The 19,557-nt window shown below is 72.5% G+C and carries 22 protein-coding genes, 1 tRNA gene and 1 pseudogene; 13 read left to right on the top strand and 11 right to left on the bottom strand.

Going from position 1 to position 19,557, the window contains the following annotated elements; translation table 11 throughout:
- The coding region (locus DJ73_RS02630) for a hypothetical protein (RefSeq protein ID WP_094557229.1) at positions 1–1,272 on the bottom strand (1,272 nt) is incomplete at its 3' end.
- 137 nt (positions 1,273–1,409) lie between these two features.
- Between DJ73_RS02630 and DJ73_RS02625 the strand changes: the two genes are divergently transcribed.
- The 5 genes from DJ73_RS02625 (at position 1,410) to DJ73_RS02605 (ending at position 3,166) form a co-directional block, all read left to right on the top strand.
- Positions 1,410–1,868 (top strand): DUF5796 family protein, encoded by a 459-nt coding sequence (locus tag DJ73_RS02625; RefSeq protein ID WP_094523441.1) that lies wholly within the window; start codon positions 1,410–1,412, stop codon positions 1,866–1,868.
- Positions 1,865–2,104 carry a hypothetical protein gene (locus DJ73_RS02620; protein ID WP_094523439.1) on the top strand — a complete coding sequence of 80 codons (240 nt, stop codon included), beginning with the start codon at positions 1,865–1,867 and terminating at the stop codon, positions 2,102–2,104. The genes DJ73_RS02625 and DJ73_RS02620 overlap by 4 nt, the downstream gene beginning before the upstream one ends.
- Positions 2,105–2,204: 100 nt before the next feature.
- Positions 2,205–2,558, top strand: coding sequence for a ferredoxin (locus tag DJ73_RS02615; RefSeq protein ID WP_094557228.1), 354 nt, complete (start codon positions 2,205–2,207; stop codon positions 2,556–2,558).
- Between the two features lie 85 nt (positions 2,559–2,643).
- A tRNA-Leu gene (locus DJ73_RS02610) sits at positions 2,644–2,728 on the top strand.
- A 126-nt stretch (positions 2,729–2,854) separates the two neighbouring features.
- Positions 2,855–3,166 carry a HalOD1 output domain-containing protein gene (locus tag DJ73_RS02605; RefSeq protein WP_170938245.1) on the top strand — a complete coding sequence of 104 codons (312 nt, stop codon included), beginning with the start codon at positions 2,855–2,857 and terminating at the stop codon, positions 3,164–3,166.
- A 184-nt stretch (positions 3,167–3,350) separates the two neighbouring features.
- On the opposite strand, the gene DJ73_RS02600 is transcribed toward DJ73_RS02605, so the two are convergent.
- Positions 3,351–3,791, bottom strand: coding sequence for a MoaD/ThiS family protein (locus DJ73_RS02600; RefSeq protein WP_094523432.1), 441 nt, complete (start codon positions 3,789–3,791; stop codon positions 3,351–3,353).
- Positions 3,792–3,860: 69 nt separating this feature from the next.
- On the opposite strand from DJ73_RS02600, the pseudogene DJ73_RS02595 reads away from it, so the two are divergent.
- Positions 3,861–4,712: pseudogene (locus DJ73_RS02595) on the top strand (cbb3-type cytochrome c oxidase subunit I); the annotation flags it as partial.
- 89 nt (positions 4,713–4,801) lie between these two features.
- Here DJ73_RS02595 and DJ73_RS02590 read toward each other — a convergent pair.
- Positions 4,802–5,248, bottom strand: a complete 447-nt coding sequence (locus DJ73_RS02590; protein ID WP_094527901.1) for a hypothetical protein — start codon at positions 5,246–5,248, stop codon at positions 4,802–4,804.
- Positions 5,249–5,330: 82 nt separating this feature from the next.
- Here DJ73_RS02590 and DJ73_RS02585 point away from each other — a divergent pair, with 82 nt between their 5' ends.
- Positions 5,331–6,158, top strand: a complete 828-nt coding sequence (locus tag DJ73_RS02585; RefSeq protein ID WP_094557227.1) for a BtpA/SgcQ family protein — start codon at positions 5,331–5,333, stop codon at positions 6,156–6,158.
- An 18-nt stretch (positions 6,159–6,176) separates the two neighbouring features.
- Here DJ73_RS02585 and DJ73_RS02580 read toward each other — a convergent pair whose 3' ends face one another.
- From DJ73_RS02580 to DJ73_RS02560, 5 genes are read right to left on the bottom strand one after another with little or no spacing between them, the layout of a single operon-like run.
- Positions 6,177–7,217: a carbohydrate kinase family protein gene (locus DJ73_RS02580; RefSeq protein WP_094557226.1), complete on the bottom strand. Its 1,041-nt coding sequence runs from the start codon at positions 7,215–7,217 to the stop codon at positions 6,177–6,179.
- Between the two features lie 27 nt (positions 7,218–7,244).
- The gene (locus tag DJ73_RS02575) at positions 7,245–7,778 is read right to left on the bottom strand and encodes a nucleoside deaminase (RefSeq protein ID WP_094557225.1); all 534 of its coding nucleotides are present in this window, start codon (positions 7,776–7,778) and stop codon (positions 7,245–7,247) included.
- Between the two features lie 58 nt (positions 7,779–7,836).
- On the bottom strand, positions 7,837–8,178 hold the full coding sequence (locus tag DJ73_RS02570; protein ID WP_094522010.1) for a hypothetical protein: 342 nt from the start codon (positions 8,176–8,178) through the stop codon (positions 7,837–7,839).
- A 9-nt stretch (positions 8,179–8,187) separates the two neighbouring features.
- Entirely contained in the window at positions 8,188–8,892 is a 705-nt protein-coding gene (locus tag DJ73_RS02565; RefSeq protein ID WP_094557224.1) for a hypothetical protein, read from the bottom strand.
- A 2-nt stretch (positions 8,893–8,894) separates the two neighbouring features.
- Complete coding sequence (locus DJ73_RS02560; protein WP_094522008.1) at positions 8,895–9,074, bottom strand: zf-TFIIB domain-containing protein; 180 nt, start codon at positions 9,072–9,074, stop codon at positions 8,895–8,897.
- A gap of 161 nt (positions 9,075–9,235) precedes the next feature.
- Here DJ73_RS02560 and DJ73_RS02555 point away from each other — a divergent pair, with 161 nt between their 5' ends.
- From DJ73_RS02555 to DJ73_RS02540, 4 genes are all read left to right on the top strand, one after another.
- Entirely contained in the window at positions 9,236–10,186 is a 951-nt protein-coding gene (locus DJ73_RS02555; protein ID WP_094557223.1) for a permease, read from the top strand.
- Positions 10,187–10,562: 376 nt separating this feature from the next.
- On the top strand, positions 10,563–11,429 hold the full coding sequence (locus DJ73_RS02550; RefSeq protein WP_094522006.1) for a PHP domain-containing protein: 867 nt from the start codon (positions 10,563–10,565) through the stop codon (positions 11,427–11,429).
- Between the two features lie 94 nt (positions 11,430–11,523).
- Positions 11,524–12,798 carry a gephyrin-like molybdotransferase Glp gene (gene glp, locus DJ73_RS02545; protein ID WP_094557222.1) on the top strand — a complete coding sequence of 425 codons (1,275 nt, stop codon included), beginning with the start codon at positions 11,524–11,526 and terminating at the stop codon, positions 12,796–12,798.
- Complete coding sequence (locus tag DJ73_RS02540) at positions 12,795–14,762, top strand: molybdopterin biosynthesis protein (protein ID WP_094522004.1); 1,968 nt, start codon at positions 12,795–12,797, stop codon at positions 14,760–14,762. Before glp ends, DJ73_RS02540 begins: the two co-directional genes overlap by 4 nt.
- On the opposite strand, the gene DJ73_RS02535 is transcribed toward DJ73_RS02540, so the two are convergent.
- The 3 genes from DJ73_RS02535 to DJ73_RS02525 all read right to left on the bottom strand — a co-directional run bounded on the left by DJ73_RS02535 (position 14,732) and on the right by DJ73_RS02525 (position 18,247).
- Positions 14,732–15,193, bottom strand: coding sequence for a PaaI family thioesterase (locus DJ73_RS02535; protein ID WP_094557221.1), 462 nt, complete (start codon positions 15,191–15,193; stop codon positions 14,732–14,734). The genes DJ73_RS02540 and DJ73_RS02535 overlap by 31 nt on opposite strands.
- Positions 15,194–15,482: 289 nt before the next feature.
- Positions 15,483–16,463 carry a hypothetical protein gene (locus DJ73_RS02530; protein WP_094557220.1) on the bottom strand — a complete coding sequence of 327 codons (981 nt, stop codon included), beginning with the start codon at positions 16,461–16,463 and terminating at the stop codon, positions 15,483–15,485.
- A 104-nt stretch (positions 16,464–16,567) separates the two neighbouring features.
- Complete coding sequence (locus DJ73_RS02525; protein WP_094557219.1) at positions 16,568–18,247, bottom strand: histidine kinase N-terminal 7TM domain-containing protein; 1,680 nt, start codon at positions 18,245–18,247, stop codon at positions 16,568–16,570.
- A 137-nt stretch (positions 18,248–18,384) separates the two neighbouring features.
- On the opposite strand from DJ73_RS02525, the gene DJ73_RS02520 reads away from it, so the two are divergent.
- A complete protein-coding gene (locus DJ73_RS02520; protein ID WP_094557218.1) occupies positions 18,385–19,113 on the top strand; it encodes a lipoate--protein ligase family protein in 729 nt (242 codons plus the stop codon).
- A 128-nt stretch (positions 19,114–19,241) separates the two neighbouring features.
- A partial coding sequence (locus DJ73_RS02515; protein WP_094557217.1) for a 30S ribosomal protein S6e occupies positions 19,242–19,557 on the top strand: 316 nt, incomplete at its 3' end.

Below are 19,557 nucleotides of genomic sequence, written 5' to 3'. Positions count from 1 at the left end.
GCCGGAGAACCCGGCGGCGAGCAGGAACTCGCCGGCCCGCACGACGTAGCCGTACTGGACCCCGGCGTGCTCGTCGAAGCCGTAGCGCTCGCCCTCGGCCTCGTCGTGGTAGAGCCGGTGCCAGCGAGCGGGTCCGTCGTCGGCACCGGTCTCGTCGCCGTCGGCCGATCCGCCGTCGCCGTCCGCCGAGCCGTTCCCGGAGAAGTCCGAGCCGGCGGCCGTGGCGCCGGGATCGATCGGCGCCCGCCCCTCGGTCGACGCGTCGGCGAGAACCGCCACCAGCCGCTCGCTCGCGGTGTCGGCGTCCGGGTAGCGCTGGACGTACAGGGGCGTTCCGTCCAGCTCGGAGGCCCACCCCTCGAACGTCTCGCTCGGACGGTTGCCGGCGGACGGGCGGTCCGCGAACGCGACGAACAGCTCATCGGTCCGGTCTTCGCTCCGCGGTACCGGTCCCAGCCGGGCGCGGAGCTCCTCGCGCCGGTCCGCCCCGAACGCCCCGCCGTAGATCCGCGGGATGCGGGAGCGGTCGTACCGGTCGTCGTCGTACGGCTCGTGCGCGAACGCCGCGAATCCGCGGCTCGCGAGCGCGACCTCGACGAACGCGGTCCCCCGGACCTCCCGCCGCCGCTCGTCGCCCTCGGGGAGGGGGTACAGCAGTCGGTCGAGCAGCCGGTTGTGGATCGGGTCCCGGGAGAACGCCTCCGCGACGTAGATCGCGGTGCCGATGCTCGCGAACCCTCGGCGCATGCGGTCGAGCTCCTCTAAGAACCGGTCGACGTCGTTCCGGGGCGCGACCGTTCGGAGCTCCTCGACGTGGCGCCGCGCTCGCCCGCGGATCCGGGCCTCCGGGTGGAAGTGCGGCTCCAGGGCCTCGGCCGCGCGATCGGCGGCGGCGCGTGCGGCGGCGTCCAGGCGGTCAACCATCTCGACGGTCACCGCGTCGCTCTCGTCGGCCGCCGCGCGGACGGCGTCCACCTCGGCGACGACGCCGGCGATCGCGTCCCTGTACGTCGCGACCGCGTCGGCGTACTCGGTCGCGAACCAGACCGCGTCGTCGACCACGTTCCGCGTCGCCGCCGCGAGCGACTCGTTCAGGACCGGATCGGGGTCGTCGAGTTGCTCGTCGCCGGGAGGATCAGGTTCGCCGTCGTCGCCGTCGGTCGCGTCCGGGGCCGCGTCGGGGTACTCGACGCCGCGAACGCCGAGACACCCCGCGGCCCCGGCGGCGATCCCGACGCCGGCGCCGAGCAGACCCCGTCGCGTCCGTTGCATACGGTACTCTCCCGTCGGTGGGGACTTAAATGTGGGATGCCCGATTCTCGAAACTGAGTGCGCGCCGCACGTCGCCGTGGACCGTCCGGCCGCCGCCGAGCGCGCCCCTTTTGAGGCGGGCGACCCGAGCGGCGCGTATGTCAGCGCCTTCACGCAGCGACGTCCCGCCGACGTCGATCGGGATCGACCTCCGCGAGGAGGGAGTCGTCGTCGAGTACCTCGACGGGCGGACGACCCTCTACCGCGGCGCTCCGGACGCGGTGGAGGGTTCGGTGACTGCCGGTCCCGGCAAGGAGACCCACGTGCTCGTCACCGACCCGACCGAGACCGAGGGCGTGATGACCTACGTCAACGACTACAACACCGACGACGAGATCCTGGAGGACTCCGGCGTCGGTCGCGTCATGGTCGAGGAGGGCGAGCGGGAAGAGGTGTTCCCCGGCGTGATCGTCGGCCGGACCGACCAGCGAAACGAGGTGATCGCGGACCCCGAGATCGCCGGCGGCCGCGTGTTCGTCTTCGTCGAGGACGGCTGGACAGAGGGGAGCTTCGAGATCGTCGAGGGCCCCGAGGACGGGCTCGACGCGCACCGGTGAGCCTCGCGAAGCCCTGGCGCGACCTCGACCGCTCGACGGTCGGAAGCGCCCCGACTCGGTACGCGCTGTACGAACTCGGAGACGCCGACGGCGACACGGTCGGGTTCGGCACCGGCGTGCTCCGCGACGAGCTGAAGGAGGCGCTGGCGTACGGGGACGCGGCCAAGGTGCGGTGGGAGCTCGCGGACTCGGCCGAACACGCGGAGCGGCTGCTCGCGGAGCACGTCGACGCGTGAGCGAGGGGCCGAGCCGCGGCGCGCCCCCGGCCTCCGGAACGGGCTGCACTCGCGGGGAACGACCGACAGACGAAAGTCCAGCGGTCGCCGATGGGCAGGTATGAGCGAGGACGCGGACGCCGACGGCGACGAGGCGGTGCGCGCGAGCGACATCGGCGGCGAGGGGCCGCCGGTCGAGGAGAAGCCGTACAAGATCGTGTTCGAGGCGAACAAGTGCTTCGGAGCGGGGAAGTGCGCCGAGGTCGCCGACAACTGGGTGATGGACATCCAGAGCGGGATGGCGCAGCCGCGGTCGTACTACATCGGCGAGGACGAACTGGAGGAGAACGTAATGGCGGCGGAGGTCTGTCCCGCGAAGAAGGAACGGGGCGTCATCCACGTCGTCGACCGGCGGACCGACGAGGAGATAGCGCCGAACCCGCACGGCGACGGGACGCTCTCGGTCGACTGGTAACGGGGACCGCCACCGACGGACCGGCCTCCGGACGGCGCCGCCTATCCGAAAGGGGTTTCACCCCGCCGCCGGAACCGAAATCCGCGCGGGGGTGGCTGAGCCTGGCCAAAAGCGGCGGACTTAAGATCCGCTCCTGTAGAGGTTCGAGGGTTCGAATCCCTTCCCCCGCATATCGCGGCGCTCACCGACAGATGATGTCAGGATTCTGGCCAAATATATCCGGTGCAAACGACTTATGCCTCGGTCCCTGACAGTCTGTGTTAGAATCGTAACCCGAGTCTTGTAATACAGCCACAATGAATATTGAAACAAACCGGGACGGAGACGTCCCTGTGTACAAAGTCGATCTGAACGAGGCCGCCGATCAGTCTACGAGCTATACAGTAGTCGAAAGTATTGCAGACTTGACCGACCGAGACCCGGGCGACCTCGAACCGCTGTGGGATAGCGTCGATCCGGAGGCGTTGGACTCGTTCGTCGGCCACGCGAGCGAATCCTCGACGCCGTATCGACTCGCGTTCCAGTATCAGGGATACACGGTCGAGGTCGTCGAGAACCGGTGGCTCCGACTCGTCCCGAACGAGGAACCGGCCGCGTTCGCGAAGTAGCTTCGAACGGCGGCGACTACCGGCCGCCACCCGAGCGCCAGGCTCCTCTTGGTCTATCTGTCGCTCCAGACTACCAGGCCGGTCCAGAATACCGGCCCCTCCTCACTCGTCAGTGAACGGAGTGACTCGGTCGTGAGTACGTCCAGAGAAGCGGTTTCCGGGGAGCCGTACCGACGCAATTCGACTAACAACAGAACATGAACGGGTAGACGAGGGCGACGCGGTCGCCCGCTTCTAACGTCGTGTCGAAGCCGTTCTCGTTCTCGTTGAAGTGGCCGTTCACGAGGATCCGGGCGTAGGCGGTGGTCTGCTCACCGACCGGGTTCTTCGTCCACGTGCCGGGAAGCTCCTCGGGCGCCGGCGCCCACCCGCTGTGGGTCGCGTCCGCCTCGGTCTCGGCGATGAGCATGTCCTGTAGCTCGGGGTACTCCTCGAACAGCTCGTCGAGGAACGCGCGGAGGGTGTCGCCCTCGAACGTGTACTCGAACTCGTACTCGCCGAGCTCCGTGCGGACGTGCCCGGTACAGCGCACCGTGACCGTCGTCTCGGCTTCCGTTTCCCCTCCGGCCGCGGCGTCCGGCGCGCTCTCGACGGCGGGCTCTGCCGCCTGCTGACTCGAGGTCATACCGTTCTGTAAGGCGTCTCGGGGCGTAAGCCCCGTTACGAACATGTTCGGCACCATTCGGGCCGCCGCCACATGTGGGTCGAGGGCGCCTTCGAGTTCTTCATCGTCGCCATCATCGGGCTCACGCTCGTCTCGATGAACCTCCTCACCCGACGCAGCACCGAGAAGTCGGTCATGCTGCAGGCGCTGCTGGTAATTGGCACCGGCGTCATCGGGGTCTCCCACCACTACTGGTGGGTCGGCATGCCCGACTACTGGGCGCCGATCGGGAGCGTCTTCTCGACGCTGGAGCTGCTCCCGCTGATCTTCATCCTCTACGAGGCGATCGGTCAGTACCGGGCGATGACCGCCTCGGGCGGGTTCCCCTACACGCTCCCGTTCATGTTCATCGTCGCCAGCGGGGTGTGGAACTTCGTCGGCGCAGGCGTGCTCGGCTTCTTCATCAACCTCCCGCTGGTCAACTACTACGAGCACGGCACCTACCTCACCGTCGGCCACGCCCACGCCGCGATGTTCGGCGCGTTCGGGTTCCTCGCGCTCGGGATGGTCGCGTACGTGCTCCAGCTGTCGATCGACCCCAAGCGCTGGGACGGCTCGTGGCTCCGCGCGTCGTTCTGGCTCTGGAACGTCGGGCTCGCGCTGATGGTGTTCGTCTCCGTGCTCCCGGTCGGGTTCCTCCAGCTCGACGTCGCGTTCACCGAGAGCTACGCGGCGGCCCGGAGCCTCGCGTTCTACGAGCGGCCGCTCGTCCAGTCGCTGTTCTGGGCGCGGCTCCCCGGCGACACGCTGCTTATCGCCGGTACCGCCGTCTACGCCGCCGACGTGGCTCGGAAGCGCTTCGCGCTCCGGCGCTCCGAGGACGACCCGACCGTCGACGACATGGCCGTCGCGGAGGGGATCGTCGGCGGCGACGACGACTGACCGGAAACCTTGGTTTTAATCCTCGATCAGTTGTTTAGAATCCAGTTCCGTCGGCGACGGAGCGACCGCTCATCAAAGCCGGTCGCTCATCAAAGCCGGTCGCTCACCGCGCGGCGGATTCGGTCGATGAACCCCGAGTCGTCGGCGGAGCGAGGGTCGGAGAGCTCCCAGTCAGCCTTCTCGGCCGCCTCGCCGATCGGGCGGTACTCGAAGCCGACGTGGGTCGCGACGCGGCGGTCGGACGGAGAGGTCCCGACGAAGACGTGCCGCGGCGTGTCGGCCTCGTCGTAGACGTCGCCGAGCGTCCCCCACTTGTCCCAGTTGCGGAGCGCGTAGTCGTTCTCGACGCCGTGCTCGCGGACGAACCGCTCGACAGCTTCGGCGTCGTTCGCGACGATCCCGACGTACCGGCTCCACCGGCGGGCCTCGGCGAACGCCGCCTCGGGGTCAGCGAGCCGCCGCGCAGCGCCGAGCGAGAGGACGAGCGTCAGCTCGCCGCTCCGGGTCACGGGGTCGGCGTCGACGTCAAGGCTCATGACCGTTCGTCCCGAGTTCGACCCGGACCGACTAAACCGTGTGGGGAGGCTTATGAGGGGAGCGGGCGTCGCTGGGGGTGACATGGAGTTCGAGGCCACCTTCGGCACGGACGCGCCGGTGATCGGCATGGTACACCTCCCGCCACTCCCGGGCGCGCCGAAGGCGCCGGCGGACGGCGCCCGCGCGATGCGGGACGCGCTCGACCGCGCCGCGGCCGACGCCCGCGCCCTCGACGGCGGCGGCGTCGACGGGATCATGATCGAGAACTTCGGCGACGCCCCCTTCTACCCGGACGACGCCCCGAAACACGTCGTCGCGGCCGTCACCCGCGCCGCGACCGCTGTCGCCGACGAGACGGACCTCCCGCTCGGGATCAACGTCCTCCGGAACGACGCCGAGGCCGCGCTCTCCGTCGCGGCCGCGGTCGGCGCCGACTACGTTCGGGTGAACGTCCACACCGGCGCGCGGGTCACGGACCAGGGGGTCGTGCAGGGGCGGGCCCACGAGACGCTCCGGCTCCGGGACGCGCTCGGCGTCGACGTCGGGGTGTTCGCCGACACCGACGTGAAACACTCCGCCCCGCTGTCGGCCGAGGGGTACACCGCGGAGTCGTTCGCCGACACCGCCGAGCGCGGGCTCGCCGACGCCGTGATCGCCTCCGGACGGGGAACCGGCGAGGCGGCGGACCCGGAGGCGCTGGAGGCGGTCGTCGCCGAGCGCGAAGCGCACGGGCTCGACACGCCGGTCCTCGTCGGGAGCGGGGTGAGCGCGGAGACGGTCGCCGGGACGCTGTCGGTCGCCGACGGCGTCATCGTCGGCACGGCGCTCAAGGAGGGCGGCGAGACCACCGCGCCCGTCGACGCGGACCGGGTCGCCGAGCTCGTCTCGCGGGCCGACGAGGCGCGCTGAGGTCGCCCTCGGTCCGGGTCAGTCCCGTTCGGCGAGGAACCGCGCGACCGCTTCGCGGGTCGGGAGCCCGCCCTGCGCGAACCGCTCCGTGCAGTTGATCGCGGCGACCGCGGCCGCGAACCGGACGCCGTCCGCGACGCTCTCGGAGCCCGCGGCGTCGGCGCCGGCCCCGTCGTCGGCGCCGGCCCCGTCGCGCCCGCCGGCGACCCACTGATCGATAAGCCCGGCGACGAACGCGTCGCCGGCCCCCGTCGCGTCGGCCACGTCCACGTCGAACGCCTCGAACCGCCGGACCGCTCCGTCGGCGATCACGGTCATCCCGTCGGCGCCGTGCGTGAGGACGGCGCGCGGCCAGTCCGCCTCGGCGCCGCCGGGAACCGCGCCGCCCGCGTCGACTCGTGCCCGCTGCGCGGCCGCGCCCCGTTCGACCGCGGCCGCCTCGTCTCCGAAGTAGGCCGCGGCGGCGACGTCGCCGGCGACGAACAGGTCGGCGGCGTGGAGGAGTCGGTGAATCGTCTCGGGCTCGGTGCCGCGGCCGACGAGCTCCTCGACGGGGCCGGAGAGGTCGAAGACGAGCGCGGGCGGGTCGCGGGCCGACTCGACGAGGCCGAGGACATCTCGCGCGACCGCGTCGGGCGTGTAGCCGGTGAGGAAGGCGACGTCGGCCGCGGCGATCGCCTCGCGGTCGGCGGTCGAGAGCCGGAGCTCGCGGAAGCTCTCGCCCGTCGTGACGATCGCGCGCTCCCCGTCGGGCGCGCTGAGTATGAGCGACCGGGTCGACGGGTCGTCGCCGACCCGCACGCGCGAGGCGTCCACGCCGGTCTCGGCGAGGTACTCGCGCGCCCGGCGGCCGTACTCGTCATCGCCGACGCGGCTGACGAGGCCGACGTCGCGGCCGAGGCGGTCGAGCGCGACGGCGACGTTCGCGCCCACGCCGCCGAACGCGCTCGTCACCTCGCCCGCGAACGCGCCGCCGTCCGGCTCGGGGATGTTGCTGACGGCGTACCACTCGTCTATCGCCGCGGCGCCGACCACGACGGTCTCGGGGTCGCCGGTCATCGCGCCGGCGGGTGTCGACCCCGCACGCTACGACTCCCCCGCGGGTCCGGCCCCGTAGAACGACTCGTGGAGCGCCATCGCGGCCTCGGTCGCGATCGGCCCCTCAACGGTCGTCTCGCCGCCGGCGCGGCGGATCACCTCCTCGCAGGGGACGGTGACGACGCCGCCGGTGAGCCCGTCGAGCGTCTCGCCCGAGACGCCGAAGACGACCCGGTCGAGCCCGGCGTAGTGGACCCCGGTCGCGCACATCGGACAGGGCTCCGTGCTGGCGTACATCGTGCAGCGCGCCCGCTCGTCGGGGTCCAACTCGCGGGCGGCGCGCCGCGCGAGCGTCAGCTCCGGGTGCGCGGCCAGGTCGTCCTCGGTCCGCGTCTCGTTGCGCGCCTCGGCGACGACCTCGCCGTCGACGACGAGGAGCGCCCCGAACGGGGTGTTCCCGCGCTCCACCGCCTCCTCGGCGAGTTCGATCGTCCGGTCGACGAACGCGCGGTCGCGGGCGGCCGCACCCTCGCCGTCGGCGTCGCTCTCGGCCTCGCGGTCGCCGTCGTTGGGGTCGGTCATACGGGGGTGTTCGGGCCGGGGCACCTAACGTTTCGTGCGGCGGACGGCGACGGAGCGATCAGGGCGCGTCTCGGTCGTCGCCGCCGGCCCCGTCGGCGTCGACCCCGTCAGCGTCGACCTCGTCAGCGTCGACCTCCGTCTCACCGCCGGCCGGGGCGCCGTCGTGCGATCGCCTGACGTCCCGGAGCGCGTCGACGGCGTCGTCGGTCGCCGCGGTTCTGGTCTCGGTCGCGGCGCTCGGGTCGAGACCGGTCGGCTCGTCGCCCGCGTCGCTCCCGTCGGCGTCGCTCTCATCCGCACCGCTCTCGTCGTCAGCGGTTCCCTCGGCCGGCGACTCGCCGCGCTCGTCGCCGCCGAAGACCGTGCCGATCCACGCGCGCAGTCTGGACAGCAGTCCCATCGGTTCGCGTCAGTAGTTCCTGAACAGCACCGCGCGCACGTCGTCTTTGGTGCGCGCCGTCTCGACGTCGCCGTCGGGCAGTTCGACCTCGTACCGCGCGTCGCCGTCCGCCTCCCGCCACTTGTCGTCGTGGGTGTCGAGGAGGCTCATCATCGCGTTAAGCTGGCTGGCGCCGGCGTCGCCCTCGCTCTCGGTCTCCGCCTCGTCGTCCGCCGGCTCCGGCGTCTCGCTCTCGTCGGAGGGAGCCGGTTCGGACGCGTCGTCGCCGAGGTCGACGTCGACCCACGAGAACGGGTCCGCCGACAGCGACTCGGCCGCGTCGAGGACCGCGTCGACCAGCTCCGCCTTCGTCATGTCGCTGCGGCCGGTCACGTCGAACGCGGCCGCGATCTCGTACAGGTCCGCCTCCTCGGCGGCGTCCGGGTCGCCGTGCCGGCGCGGGCGCGACTCGAGCCGCTCGCGCGTGCGATCCCGGTCGAACGCCGTCTCGTCTCCCGGGGCCGCACGCGCCGCGTCGTCCGTTCGATCGCCGCCGAGCGCGGCCGGGTCCGCCTCGCGTTCGGGGTCGTCGACGGCGTCGGCCAAGTCCAGGAGGTACGCGAGCGTGCCCCCCGTGTCGACCGAGGCGTACGGCCCGGCGTGGGCCGCGGTCAGTTCCTCGCGGAGCGCCTCGATCCGGTCGCGGTCGTCGTCGGTGATCTCGATGGTCGGCATGGTCAGTCGTGTTGCTCCTGAAAGCGCGCGAACGCCTCCTCCCAGCTCTCGGCGAGTCGCGGCTCGCCCGAGTGGTCGGCCTCGACGCCGGCGTAGCCGCAGTCGTCGCAGGCGACCGCCGTCGCCCCGCCGAGCGCGAACGTCGACAGCGTCGTTCCGCAGCGAGGGCAGTCGAGTGACACGGGCTATCGCCTGAACGGTGGACCCGTGCCCTCAAAAGCGCACGGGGTGACGCGGGCGGGGTGACGCGACCGGGGGTGACGCGGTCAGGCTTCGCGCCGCCCGCGGCGCGACCGCGGACTCGCGGGGTAACAATCATTAGAGTCGGCGGCGACCCTCCCGTATGAGCGAATCGAACGCGGAGAACCGCCTGCTGGAGTACTACCGGCGCTACGTCGGCGACCCCGACCGAGCGATCGACGTGTACGCGGGGTTCGGGCTCTTCTTCGCCGGGATCGGGCTCGGACTGGTCGGCGTCGCGATCTTCTTTTACAGCGCGACGCTCCCGTCCGAGGCGCTGTCGACGTACGCGGTCCGGGAGGTCGCCGCCGTCGCCGCCGCGGTCGGGCTGCCCGCACTCCTCCTCGGCGTCGTCGTACTGCTCCCCGTCGACCGGCGGATGGTGTACCTCGCCGGCGTCGGCACCGCGATCACCCTCGTCGCCGTCGGGCTGTTCACCTGGGCGTACCCGTACTACTGGAACGTTCCCGACACCGACTACAGCGCGCAGGTGGTCGCGGTGTACACTCTCGGGCTCGTCGCCGTCATCGCCGCGACCGGCGGCGCGCTGGTCGCCCACCGCGTCGAGCGCGCGACGGGCGTCGCCGGCGGTGCGGCCGGAGGCGGCGCGGCCGGAGCCGGGTCCGCCGCGGGCGCCGTCGGCGACGACGGGACCGCCGGGGGCGCTGGCGGCGACGGCGACGCGGTCACCGACGCCGAGGTCCGAGCCGACATCGAGCGCGAGCTGGAGGACGCGGAGCTGACGTGGGGCGGCGTCGAGCGCACCGAGACCCGCCGGCTGGAACTGGACACGAGCGCGGTGGACGACGTCGACGTCGACCGCGAGAAGCTGGCCGGATCCGCCACGGAGACCCGGACGAAGTCCGGGACCGTCAACGACGCGGTCTCGGAGCTGAAGGGGCTCCAGGGCGGCGAGAAGAAGACCGCGAGCGGCTCGGGGACCGACGACCAGGCCGCGAAGCTCCGCGAGCTCCGGGAACAACAGCGCCAGGAGTCCGAGGCGAGCGACGAGGAGGGGTCAGTCGTCGACAGAATCAGAGGGCTGTTCGACTGAACGTTTTATAACTTGCGTCCGTCGCGGGATACGCTTCCGGAGTCGAGCGCGCTCAGTGAGAACCGATCGAGGACGGCTCGCAGAGCGCTTCGAGAGCCCTTCCAGGGCTCTTCCAGAGCGCCAGCCGCCTGTTTATAAATAGTTGAGTTCGGACCGCTGACGAACAGCTCCAAAGCCCGTACCGCGACCGCAGCCTCACGCCTCCCCAGCCTCGTCAGTCGCCTCCGCTTCGCTCCGGCGACTGACTCCCTCGCACGCGCTCCTCGCGGTCGCCGCGGGCGACCGCTCGGAGGCGCGCGCCGCGGCAGGGTTTCGTGATAACTGAGCGTCGGACGTCCTTCGCGCATTTAAGTATCTCCCGTCGCCTACTCCGGGTGTGTCCAGCGTCACGGTCAGCATCGACCCCCACGTTCACTCTGACGAGAGCTACGACGGCCACGAGCCGATCGAGCTCATCTTAGAGCACGCCGCGGAGATCGGTCTCGACGCGGTCGTGATCACCGACCACGACGTGATCGGCGAGTCGAAGCGGGCGGCCGAACTGGCCCCGGAGTACGGCCTGATCGGCATCCCGGGCGTCGAGGTGTCGACCGCGCACGGCCACCTGCTGGCGGTCGGCGTCGAGCGGATGCCGCCGCGCCGGCGCCCCTACGACGAGACGATCGCGTGGATCCACGAGCGCGGCGGAGTCGCGATCGTCCCGCACCCCTTCCAGCGCTCGCGTCACGGCGTCCGACAGCGGAACATCCCCGTCCCGGAGACGAGAGACGAGGAGGTCCTCGTCGCCGACGGCGACGGGATCGACGAGGTCGACGCCGTCGAGACGTTCAACGCGTGGCTGTTCACCGGCTACCGGAACCGCCGCGCGCGGCGCTTCGCCGCGAAGTACGACTACCCGGGCGTGGCCGCCAGCGACGCGCACCACCTGGAGTACGTCGGCCGAGCGTTCACCGACGTGGCGGTCGACGGGCGCGAATCGGTCGCCGACGTCACCGCCGACGACGTCCTCGACGCGATCCGGGAGGGGACGACCACGGTCGACGGTCGCCGCGCCCCGATCCGGATGGCCGCGAAGCACTACGTGGGCGCCGCGGGGCGCAAGTCCGGCTACTACGCCCGAACGAGCGCGGTCCGGAGCGCGACCGCGGCGCGGCGAGGGGCCGCCGAGACGCTCTCGGCCGCCCGGGTCGCGGCGATTCAGGGCACCCACCGCGCGGCACGGGTCCTCTCGTGGATCACCTGAGGCGACCGCGACGGCGGTGAGCCCGCGGTCGGAGCCCGGCGAGGCGACCGCCAGGGGAGCGGGGTTTTTGCACGCGGGACCGAAACGAACGCCCATGAGCCACGACAGACGCGAGGCCGGCTTCAAGCGGCGGACCCGCGTCGCGGACGCGCTGGCGACGCTGCTGGACGCCGCCGAGCCGCACGGCCGGACCGAGTCGCTGCCGACGGCCGACGCCGACGGGCGGGTCGTCGCCGAGCCGATCGACGCGCCGGCGCCGGTCCCGAGCTACGACCGGGCGGCGATGGACGGGTACGCGGTCCGCGCCGAGGACACGTTCGGCGCCTCCGACCGCTCGCCGGCGGTGCTCCGCGCCGCGGGCACGGAGGCCGAGTCGGTCGCGCCCGGCGAGGCCGCGCGGGTCCACACCGGAAGCGCGGTGCCCGAGGGCGCCGACGCCGTCGTGATGATCGAACAGGTGGAGGAAGTCGGCGAGGAGGTCGAGGCGTTCGACGCCGTCGCGACCGGCGAGAACGTCGGCGAGGCCGGCGAGGACGTCGCCGACGGCCAGCGCCTCTTCGACGCGGGCCACGTCCTTCGCCCCTCCGACCTCGGGCTCCTGAAGTCGGTGGGGCTCGACGCGGTCCCGGTGTACGACCCCCCGACTGTCGCCGTGATCCCGACCGGCGAGGAGCTGGTCCAGTCCGACCCCGACCCGGGCGAGGTGATCGAGACGAACGGGCTGACCGTCTCGCGGTTAGTCGAGCGGTGGGGCGGCGAGGCGCGCTACCGCGACGTCGTCACCGACGACGAGGAGGCCCTCGCGGCCTCGGTGGAGGCCGACCTCGACGCCGACGTGGTCGTCACCACCGGCGGGTCGTCGGTCGGCGAGCGCGACCTGATCCCCGAGGTCGTCGACGGGCTCGGCGAGGTGCTCGTCCACGGCGTCGCCCTGAAGCCGGGCCACCCGGTCTGCCTCGGCGTCGCCGACGGCACGCCGGTCGTCTCCCTGCCCGGCTACCCGGTCGCCTGCATCGTCAACGCCGCGCAGTTCCTCCGGCCGCTCCAGAAGCGCGTCGGCGGGACGACCGCCGACCCCTTTCCGACGCGGCGCGCGGTCCTCGACCGGAAGGTGCCGAGCGAGCCCGGGACGCGGACGTTCGCGCGGGTGGCGCTCTCCGAGCGCGAGGGCGACGAGGGGGGAGACGGGGCGAACGACGGCGACGGGGGAGCGGCGAACCTCCCCGCCGCGACCCCGACGCGCGCGAGCGGTTCCGGCATCCTGTCGAGCGTCGCGCTCGCCGACGGCTGGGTCGTGGTCCCCGAGCCGCGGGAGGGCCTCGACGCCGGCGAGGTCGTCGACGTTGAGCTCTGGGAGGTGACGCCGTGAGCGACCGCAAGGAGTTCCGGGACCTCGCGACGCCCGAGGCGGCCCGCGAGGCGATCGGTTCGCTCGACCTCGCGCCGGAGTCGGAGACGGTCCCGCTGGAGGAGGCCCGCGGGCGCGTCCTCGCGGAGCGCGTCGACGCCGCGATCGACGTCCCCGGCTTCGACCGGGCGTCGATGGACGGGTACGCGGTCCGCGCCCGCGACACGTTCGGCGCGGACGAGGCCGACCCCGCGGAGCTCGACCTCGTCGGGGCGGTCCACGCCGGCGCCGCGCCAGAGGTGACGGTGGCGCCGGGCACCTGCGCCGAGGTCTCGACGGGCGCCGTGATGCCCGAGGGCGCAGACGCCGTGGTGATGGTCGAGCGGACCGACGAACTGGACGGCGAGGGGGAAGCGGGGGACGGAGACCGGCCCGACCGCATCGCGTTCCGGACCGCGGTCGCGCCCGGCGACCACGTGATGAGCGCCGGCGCGGACATCGCCGCGGGTGCCCGGGCGCTCGGTCCGGGAACGCGGCTCACGCCACGGGAGATCGGGCTCCTCTCCGCGCTCGGCGTCGACGAGGTCCCCGTCGAGGGGAAACCGCGGGTCGGGATCGTCTCGACCGGCGACGAGCTGGTCCGACCGGGCGAGTCGCTCGACCCCTCGCGCGGCGAGATATACGACGTGAACTCGACGACGATCGCCGCGGGCGTCGAGGAGGCGGGCGGCGAGTCGGTCCTCTACCCGCACGCGGGCGACGACTACGACGAGATGGAGCGGCTGCTCCGGCGCGCGGCCGACGAGTGCGACCTCGTGCTCTCCTCGGGGTCGACCTCGGCGAGCGCCGTCGACGTCATCTACCGGGTGATCGAGGAGCGGGGCGAGCTGCTGCTCCACGGCGTCGCGGTCAAGCCCGGCAAGCCGATGCTCGTCGGCCGCCTCGACCGCCGCGGCGACGAGAGCGGGTCGGCCGCGACCTCGGCGTACATCGGTCTCCCCGGGTACCCGGTCTCCGCGCTCACGATATTCCGGACGTTCGTCGCGCCCGCGATCCGCGAGGCGGCCGGCCGGCCCGAGCCCGCGACGGCGACCGTCGAGGGACGGATGGGGCTCGGCGAGCGATACGGGGAGGGACGCATGCGGCTGATGCCCGTCGGACTCCTCGACCTGGCCGACGGCGACCTCCCGCTCGTCTACCCGGTCGACAAGGGCTCCGGGGCGACGACGAGCCTCGTCGAAGCGGACGGCGTCGTCGCCGTCGACCCGGACACGGAGTACCTCGACCGGGGCGAGCGCGTCACGGTGCGGCTGTTCTCGCCCGACGTGCGCCCACCGAGCCTGCTCGGCGTCGGCGAGGACGACCCGGCGCTCAACCGCCTGCTGGACCGCTTGGAGAACCCGCGGTACCTCCCGGTCGGCTCCCGCGAGGGGCTCCGGCGGCTGCGCGACGGCGTCCCGGACGTCGCGGTTGTCGCGGGACCGACCGACCGCGAGGTCGAGTCGGTCGAGCTCGGCGGCTGGACCCGCGAGTGGGGGCTCGTCGTCCCCGCGGGCAACCCGGCCGACGTGACTGGCCTCGAATCGGTCGTCGACCGCGACCTGCGGTTCGTCAACCGCCCGACCGACTCCGGGCTCCGGCGGAGCTTCGACGACGCGCTGGACGCGCTCGCCGACGAGCGGTCGACCTCGCGGAGCGAGCTGATCGAGGCCGTCGCGGGCTACGAGCTCACCGTGCGGGCGTTCGAGAGCCCGGTTCGGAAGGTGATCGCCGGCGACGCCGACGTCGGGGTCGGACTGCGCGAGACGGCGAAGCGGCTCGACTGCGAGTTCGTGTCGCTCGGCGAGCAGTCGGTCGTCGTCCGCGCGGCGCCCGACCGGGCCGAGCGCGACGCGGTAACCGAACTCGCGGGCGCGCTCGACGACCCGGCGGACCTCATCGACGGTCTCGCCGGCTACTCGCGGAACAGTCGGAACGACCCCTGACCGACGACGACCCCGTCGGTCTCGCCGTTGGTCGCGCTGGTGACGGTCATGTCGCTGACCCCGATCGACCCGCCGGACCTGACGATCGTCGCCTCGGCGCGGAGGTCTCCGGTCGCCGGGCGGAGGTAGTTCGCGTTGAGGTTCACCGTCGCGACGCCGCCCGAGAGCGGGTCCTCGAAGGCGGTGCGCTGGACGATTCCCCCGGCGGTGTCGACGAGCGTCGCCGCCACGCCGCCGTGGATGGTGCCGCCGTCGCTGTTCGTCAGCTTGTCGTCGTACGGTATCGAGAGGACGACCCGCCCCCGCTCGACGACGTCCACCGACGTGTTCAGCCACGAGAGGTAGCCGTGCTCCTCCTCGATTCGCCGTTCGACGAGCGCGACGGCTTCGGCCGGCAAGGGGTCCAAGTCCGCGACGTCTGTCCGGTTCATACCTCCAACTCACGAGGGTCCCGCTTGTAGCCCCCGAAACGGGAAACAACTGGTCCGGGGTTGGCGCGCCGGCGGCGGTCGGGGACCGGTGTTTCGAGGTCCGCCCGGTCAGCGGTCTGACCGATCGCTCCGAGCCCGCCCGACCGCTCTTGTCCGATGCCGAGCCACCCGCCCCGTGACCTGACGCTTCGCCCGCGGCGGCCGAGACGGGAGTCCGGCGCACCGCCGCGGGAACCGCCGAACGCGCCGGCCGTTCGCCAGCCGTCGTTCCCCTCGCGCTGACGGAACCTCACCCCACTCCGAGCCGAATCGGGTCGTCGCTCGGGACCACGTCGAGCGACACCGCCTCGCCGATCGCGAACTCGCGGTCCGGGCAGACGACCTTCGCGCCGTACCCCGCGTCCCGCGCCGCGAACAGCGACAGCCCCACGACCCGCTCGCCGTTCGCGAGCACGTCGACGGGGTCCCACGCGAGTCCGCGACCCGCCGCGACGCCGACGCGTGTCCCCCACAGCGTCGCCGCCGCCCCCTCCTCGAACCGGCCGAACCCGTCGCCGCGTCCGGCCGGGTCGCCGTGTTCGACCGCGTCGCCGCCGGGCGTGCCACCGTCGAGCGCGCCGCCGGGCGTGCCCGCGCCGAACGCGCCGCCGCCGGCGTAGTGGGCCAGTCCGCCGTCCAGCGGGATCCGCTCGTCGCTCGCGAGCGCCGCGAACGACTCGCCCGGATCGGGGTGGACCGGCGCGTCGAGGATGACGTGCGTCGGCCCGCGTTCGACCACGACGCCCTCCCCGTCCCACAGGATGGGGGCGACCGCGACGTCGACGTCAACCGGGAGCGACCCGCTCGCCCTGAGCGCGCTCGCGCCGGGGGCTCGGAACCCGAGGTGGACGTGGTCGTCGACCCACTGCCCGAAGAACCCGGAGCGCGTCGTCGGCCCGAGGTCGTCGCCGACATCGACGTGGTTGCTGGGGGACACCTCGGGGACAACGTGGAGGATCCGAGCGGCGGTCCCGGGCGCGGCGCCGGCCCGCCGACACCACTCGTCGTCGAGGTCGACGACGATCAGATGGTCCTCGCTCGCGGCGTAGGATCGGTCCGGACAGCCGACGGTACGCGTCTCGCGAACGACGCCCGAGACGGGCGATACTCCCCGACCGTCCTCGGGGTACAGATCGACTGCGCTCCCGTCGTCGTGTGCCGGGTACGGCGAGTTGAACCGCGAGAACCGACGGTAGCCGTCGAGCGAGTCTGGCGGCAGCGTGACGGACATCGTCGTTCGGAGGGCGGGGCTCGACCGACAAGTGGCCGTCGACGCCGGTAGCCCGGGCCGGAGGTCGACACCGCGGAGTCGACCCGCCCGTCCGCGCCGTCGTCTCACCCGTCAGCGGGTTCGATCCTGGCGATCACGAAGCGGGCGCCGCCGGATTCAGACTCCTCGACGGAGAGCTCCCAGCCGTGCGCCTCCGCGATGTCGACGACGATCGCGAGCCCGAGCCCGGTTCCGCCGTCCAGCGAGACGCCCCGTTCGGTCACTTGGGAGCGCTGTTCCGGGGGGACTCCCGGGCCGTCGTCGGCGACGGCGAGCGCGACGCCGCCCGGTCGCCGCTCGATCTCGACCCGCACCGAGACGTTCGCTCCGGCGTGTTCTATCGCGTTGCGGAACAGATTCGAGAGCAGCTGCTCGAGCCGATCGCCGTCGGCGAGGACGGTCGGGTCCGGCCCCTCGACGGAGAGCGTCGCGTCCGCGGTCTCGAGCCGCGACCAGACCCGCCGGACGGTCGCGTCGAGGGACACCCGATCGGCGGAGTCGACGGAGCGCCCCGCGGTCGCCAGCGAGAGGAGCCCCTCGATCAGGTCGTCCATGCGCTCGTGGGAGTTCGCCGCCCGGTCGAGCGCGTCGTCGTTCTCTCCGCCGTCGTGGCGCGCGAGCTCGACCGCCGCGGTCGCCGCGGCGAGCGGGTTCCGGAGGTCGTGGGAGACGACGCCGGCGAAGTCCTCCAGGCGCTCGTTCTGCCGTTCCAGCTCCGCCTCGCGGTGCTCCAGTTCGGTCTGGCGACGCTCCCGCTCCGTCACGTCACGGAGCAGGAACACGTGACCGCGGTCCGTCCCGCGGGGGTCCGTTATCGGGTCCTCCTGGATGTCGAACTGCCGCCCGTCGATGGCGATCGGGTGTTCGACGCCGATCTCCAGCCGCGGGAACACCGCCGAGAGCGACGACCCGACCGCGTCCGGCGGGAGCAGCTCCTCGGCGGCCGGGTTGAGGTCGCGGATCCGACCGTCGGACCCGGCCACGATCACCGGGTCCTGCATCACCTCGACGGCGGTGTCGCGGGCGACGACCGCGGCGTCGAGCGTCCCGAGCCAGAACACCGTTCCGTACAGGAAGACGCCGTGGACGACGAGCGACGACGGGAACCACGCGAGGTTCGCGTAGCTACCCAAGTCGACGACGGTGGCGATCCCGGCGAGGAACGGGAACAGCGTCCCGAGCAGGATCACGAACGTCTGGAGCCGGTACCGGTTCCCGGTCCGCTGGTAGAGGTCCGTGACGACGAGGACGCCGATGACGCAGAGCGCGTACGCGTACAGAACGAAGCCGACGTCGGCGAGGCCGAGCTCGAACGAGAGCAGCGTGAACGGCCCCTCCGCGACCGCGGCGAGCGAGCGACGGGAGAGCCCGTGCGTGGCGCTCGACCACGCGAGCAGCACCCAGACGAAGGGGGGCGTCGCCAGCGCGACGATGCGGTGTTCCGTCCGCCACTGGTCGTGGCCGGCGAACGCGAGCGTGAACGCCGTCCAGATCCCGGGGATCGCGGCGACGAGCGGCGTCGCGAGGTTGAGCGTCACGACCATTACCAGCTCGCTCGCGCTCGCGACCCTGACCGCGTACAGAAGCGATATCCCGCCGCCACACAGCAGGTAGAGGGCGACCTCGGTCCCGCCCGGTTGGTCGCGCTCTCGCCACGCGACCCCGCCGAGCCAGAGCCCGATGATCGCGGCGAGCAGGCAGGCCGCGAGATAGGCTCGTACCGGCAGCGCGCCGAGGTCGCTCATCGATACGTGACCCAATAAGAGGGCCGGCAAAACGTTTGTGTCATACGCCGGACCCCCGCCCTCGGCGAGCCGCCGTTCGCGGACGGCGGCCGCGACCGGCCGAAACCGGCTTGTCCGCCGCCGCCCTGCAGACCGGTATGCGCGTGCTCAGGGGAGCTGTCGACGACCCCGACGCGGACCGTGAGCGGACCGCGGCGTTGCTCACCGACGCGGGTGACGGGACGCCCGGGCTCCGCGTGTGGGCCCCGGCCCGACAGATCGCCTTCGGTCGCCGCGACGCCCGCGCGGAGGCGTTCGATAGGGCCGAACGGATCGCCGCGGAACGGGGATTCCGCCCGGTGGAGCGCGACGTCGGCGGTCGGGCCGTTGCGTACGCCGGAGACACGCTGGCGTTCGCCCACGCGATCCCGTTGGGCGAGGGCGACTCGACGGGAAGCGGGGCACGCGGCTCGATCACGGAGCGGTACGACCGCACGGTCGAGGTGGTGGTCGGGGCGCTCCGAGAGCTGGGCGCCGACGTCGTCGCCGGCGAGCCGCCGGCGTCGTTCTGCCCGGGCGACCACTCGGTTCGCGTGGCCGGCGGCGGGAAGGTGTCGGGAATCGCCCAGCGCGTCCGCGCCGACGCGGCGCTGGTCGCCGGGTGCGTCGTCGTCACGCCGGCCGACGCCCGGGCGATCGCCGGCGTCAGCGACGCCGTCTACGACGCCATCGGCGTGCCGTTCGATCCCGAGACGGTCGGTAGCGTCGCGGCGGCCGGCGGCCCGAGCGAACCGGCGCGCGTCGCTCGGGCGCTGGAGGACGCGTTCGTCGAGGGTCCGTGGGGCGACGGGTCGCGGCGGGTCGAGCGGATCGGCGCCGGGCGGTGAGCGGAGGGATGCCGGGCGGCGGGCCGGGACCGACGGGGAAATCCCGCCGCCGAACCGGATCCGCGGACCGATCGGGGCCGGATCCCGGTTTCGACGTGCTTTTTATTCGCGGGGGTCTCCGTTCGCCCATGGCCGAATTCAAAGTCGTCATCGCCGACCCCGAGAGCGGCGAGACGTTCCAGCGAGAGGTCGACGGACAGGACGCCAACCGGTTCCTCGGTCGCGAGATCGGCGACGAGATCGGCGGCGACGCCGTCGGACTCTCCGAGCACACGATCGAGATCACCGGCGGCTCCGACGAGACCGGTCGACCGATGCGCGAGGACGTCTCGGGCACTCGCCTGAAGGAGCTCCTCTTAGAGGGCGGCGTGGGCTTCAAGCCGTCCCGCGAAGGCGAGCGCAAGCGCATCACCGTCCGCGGCCGCGAGGTCGACGACGACGTCG

Origin of the sequence: Halorubrum sp. Ea1, assembly GCF_002252965.1 — an archaeon.
Classification (GTDB): Archaea; Halobacteriota; Halobacteria; order Halobacteriales; family Haloferacaceae; genus Halorubrum.
This window is presented reverse-complemented; position numbering and strand designations above follow the sequence as displayed.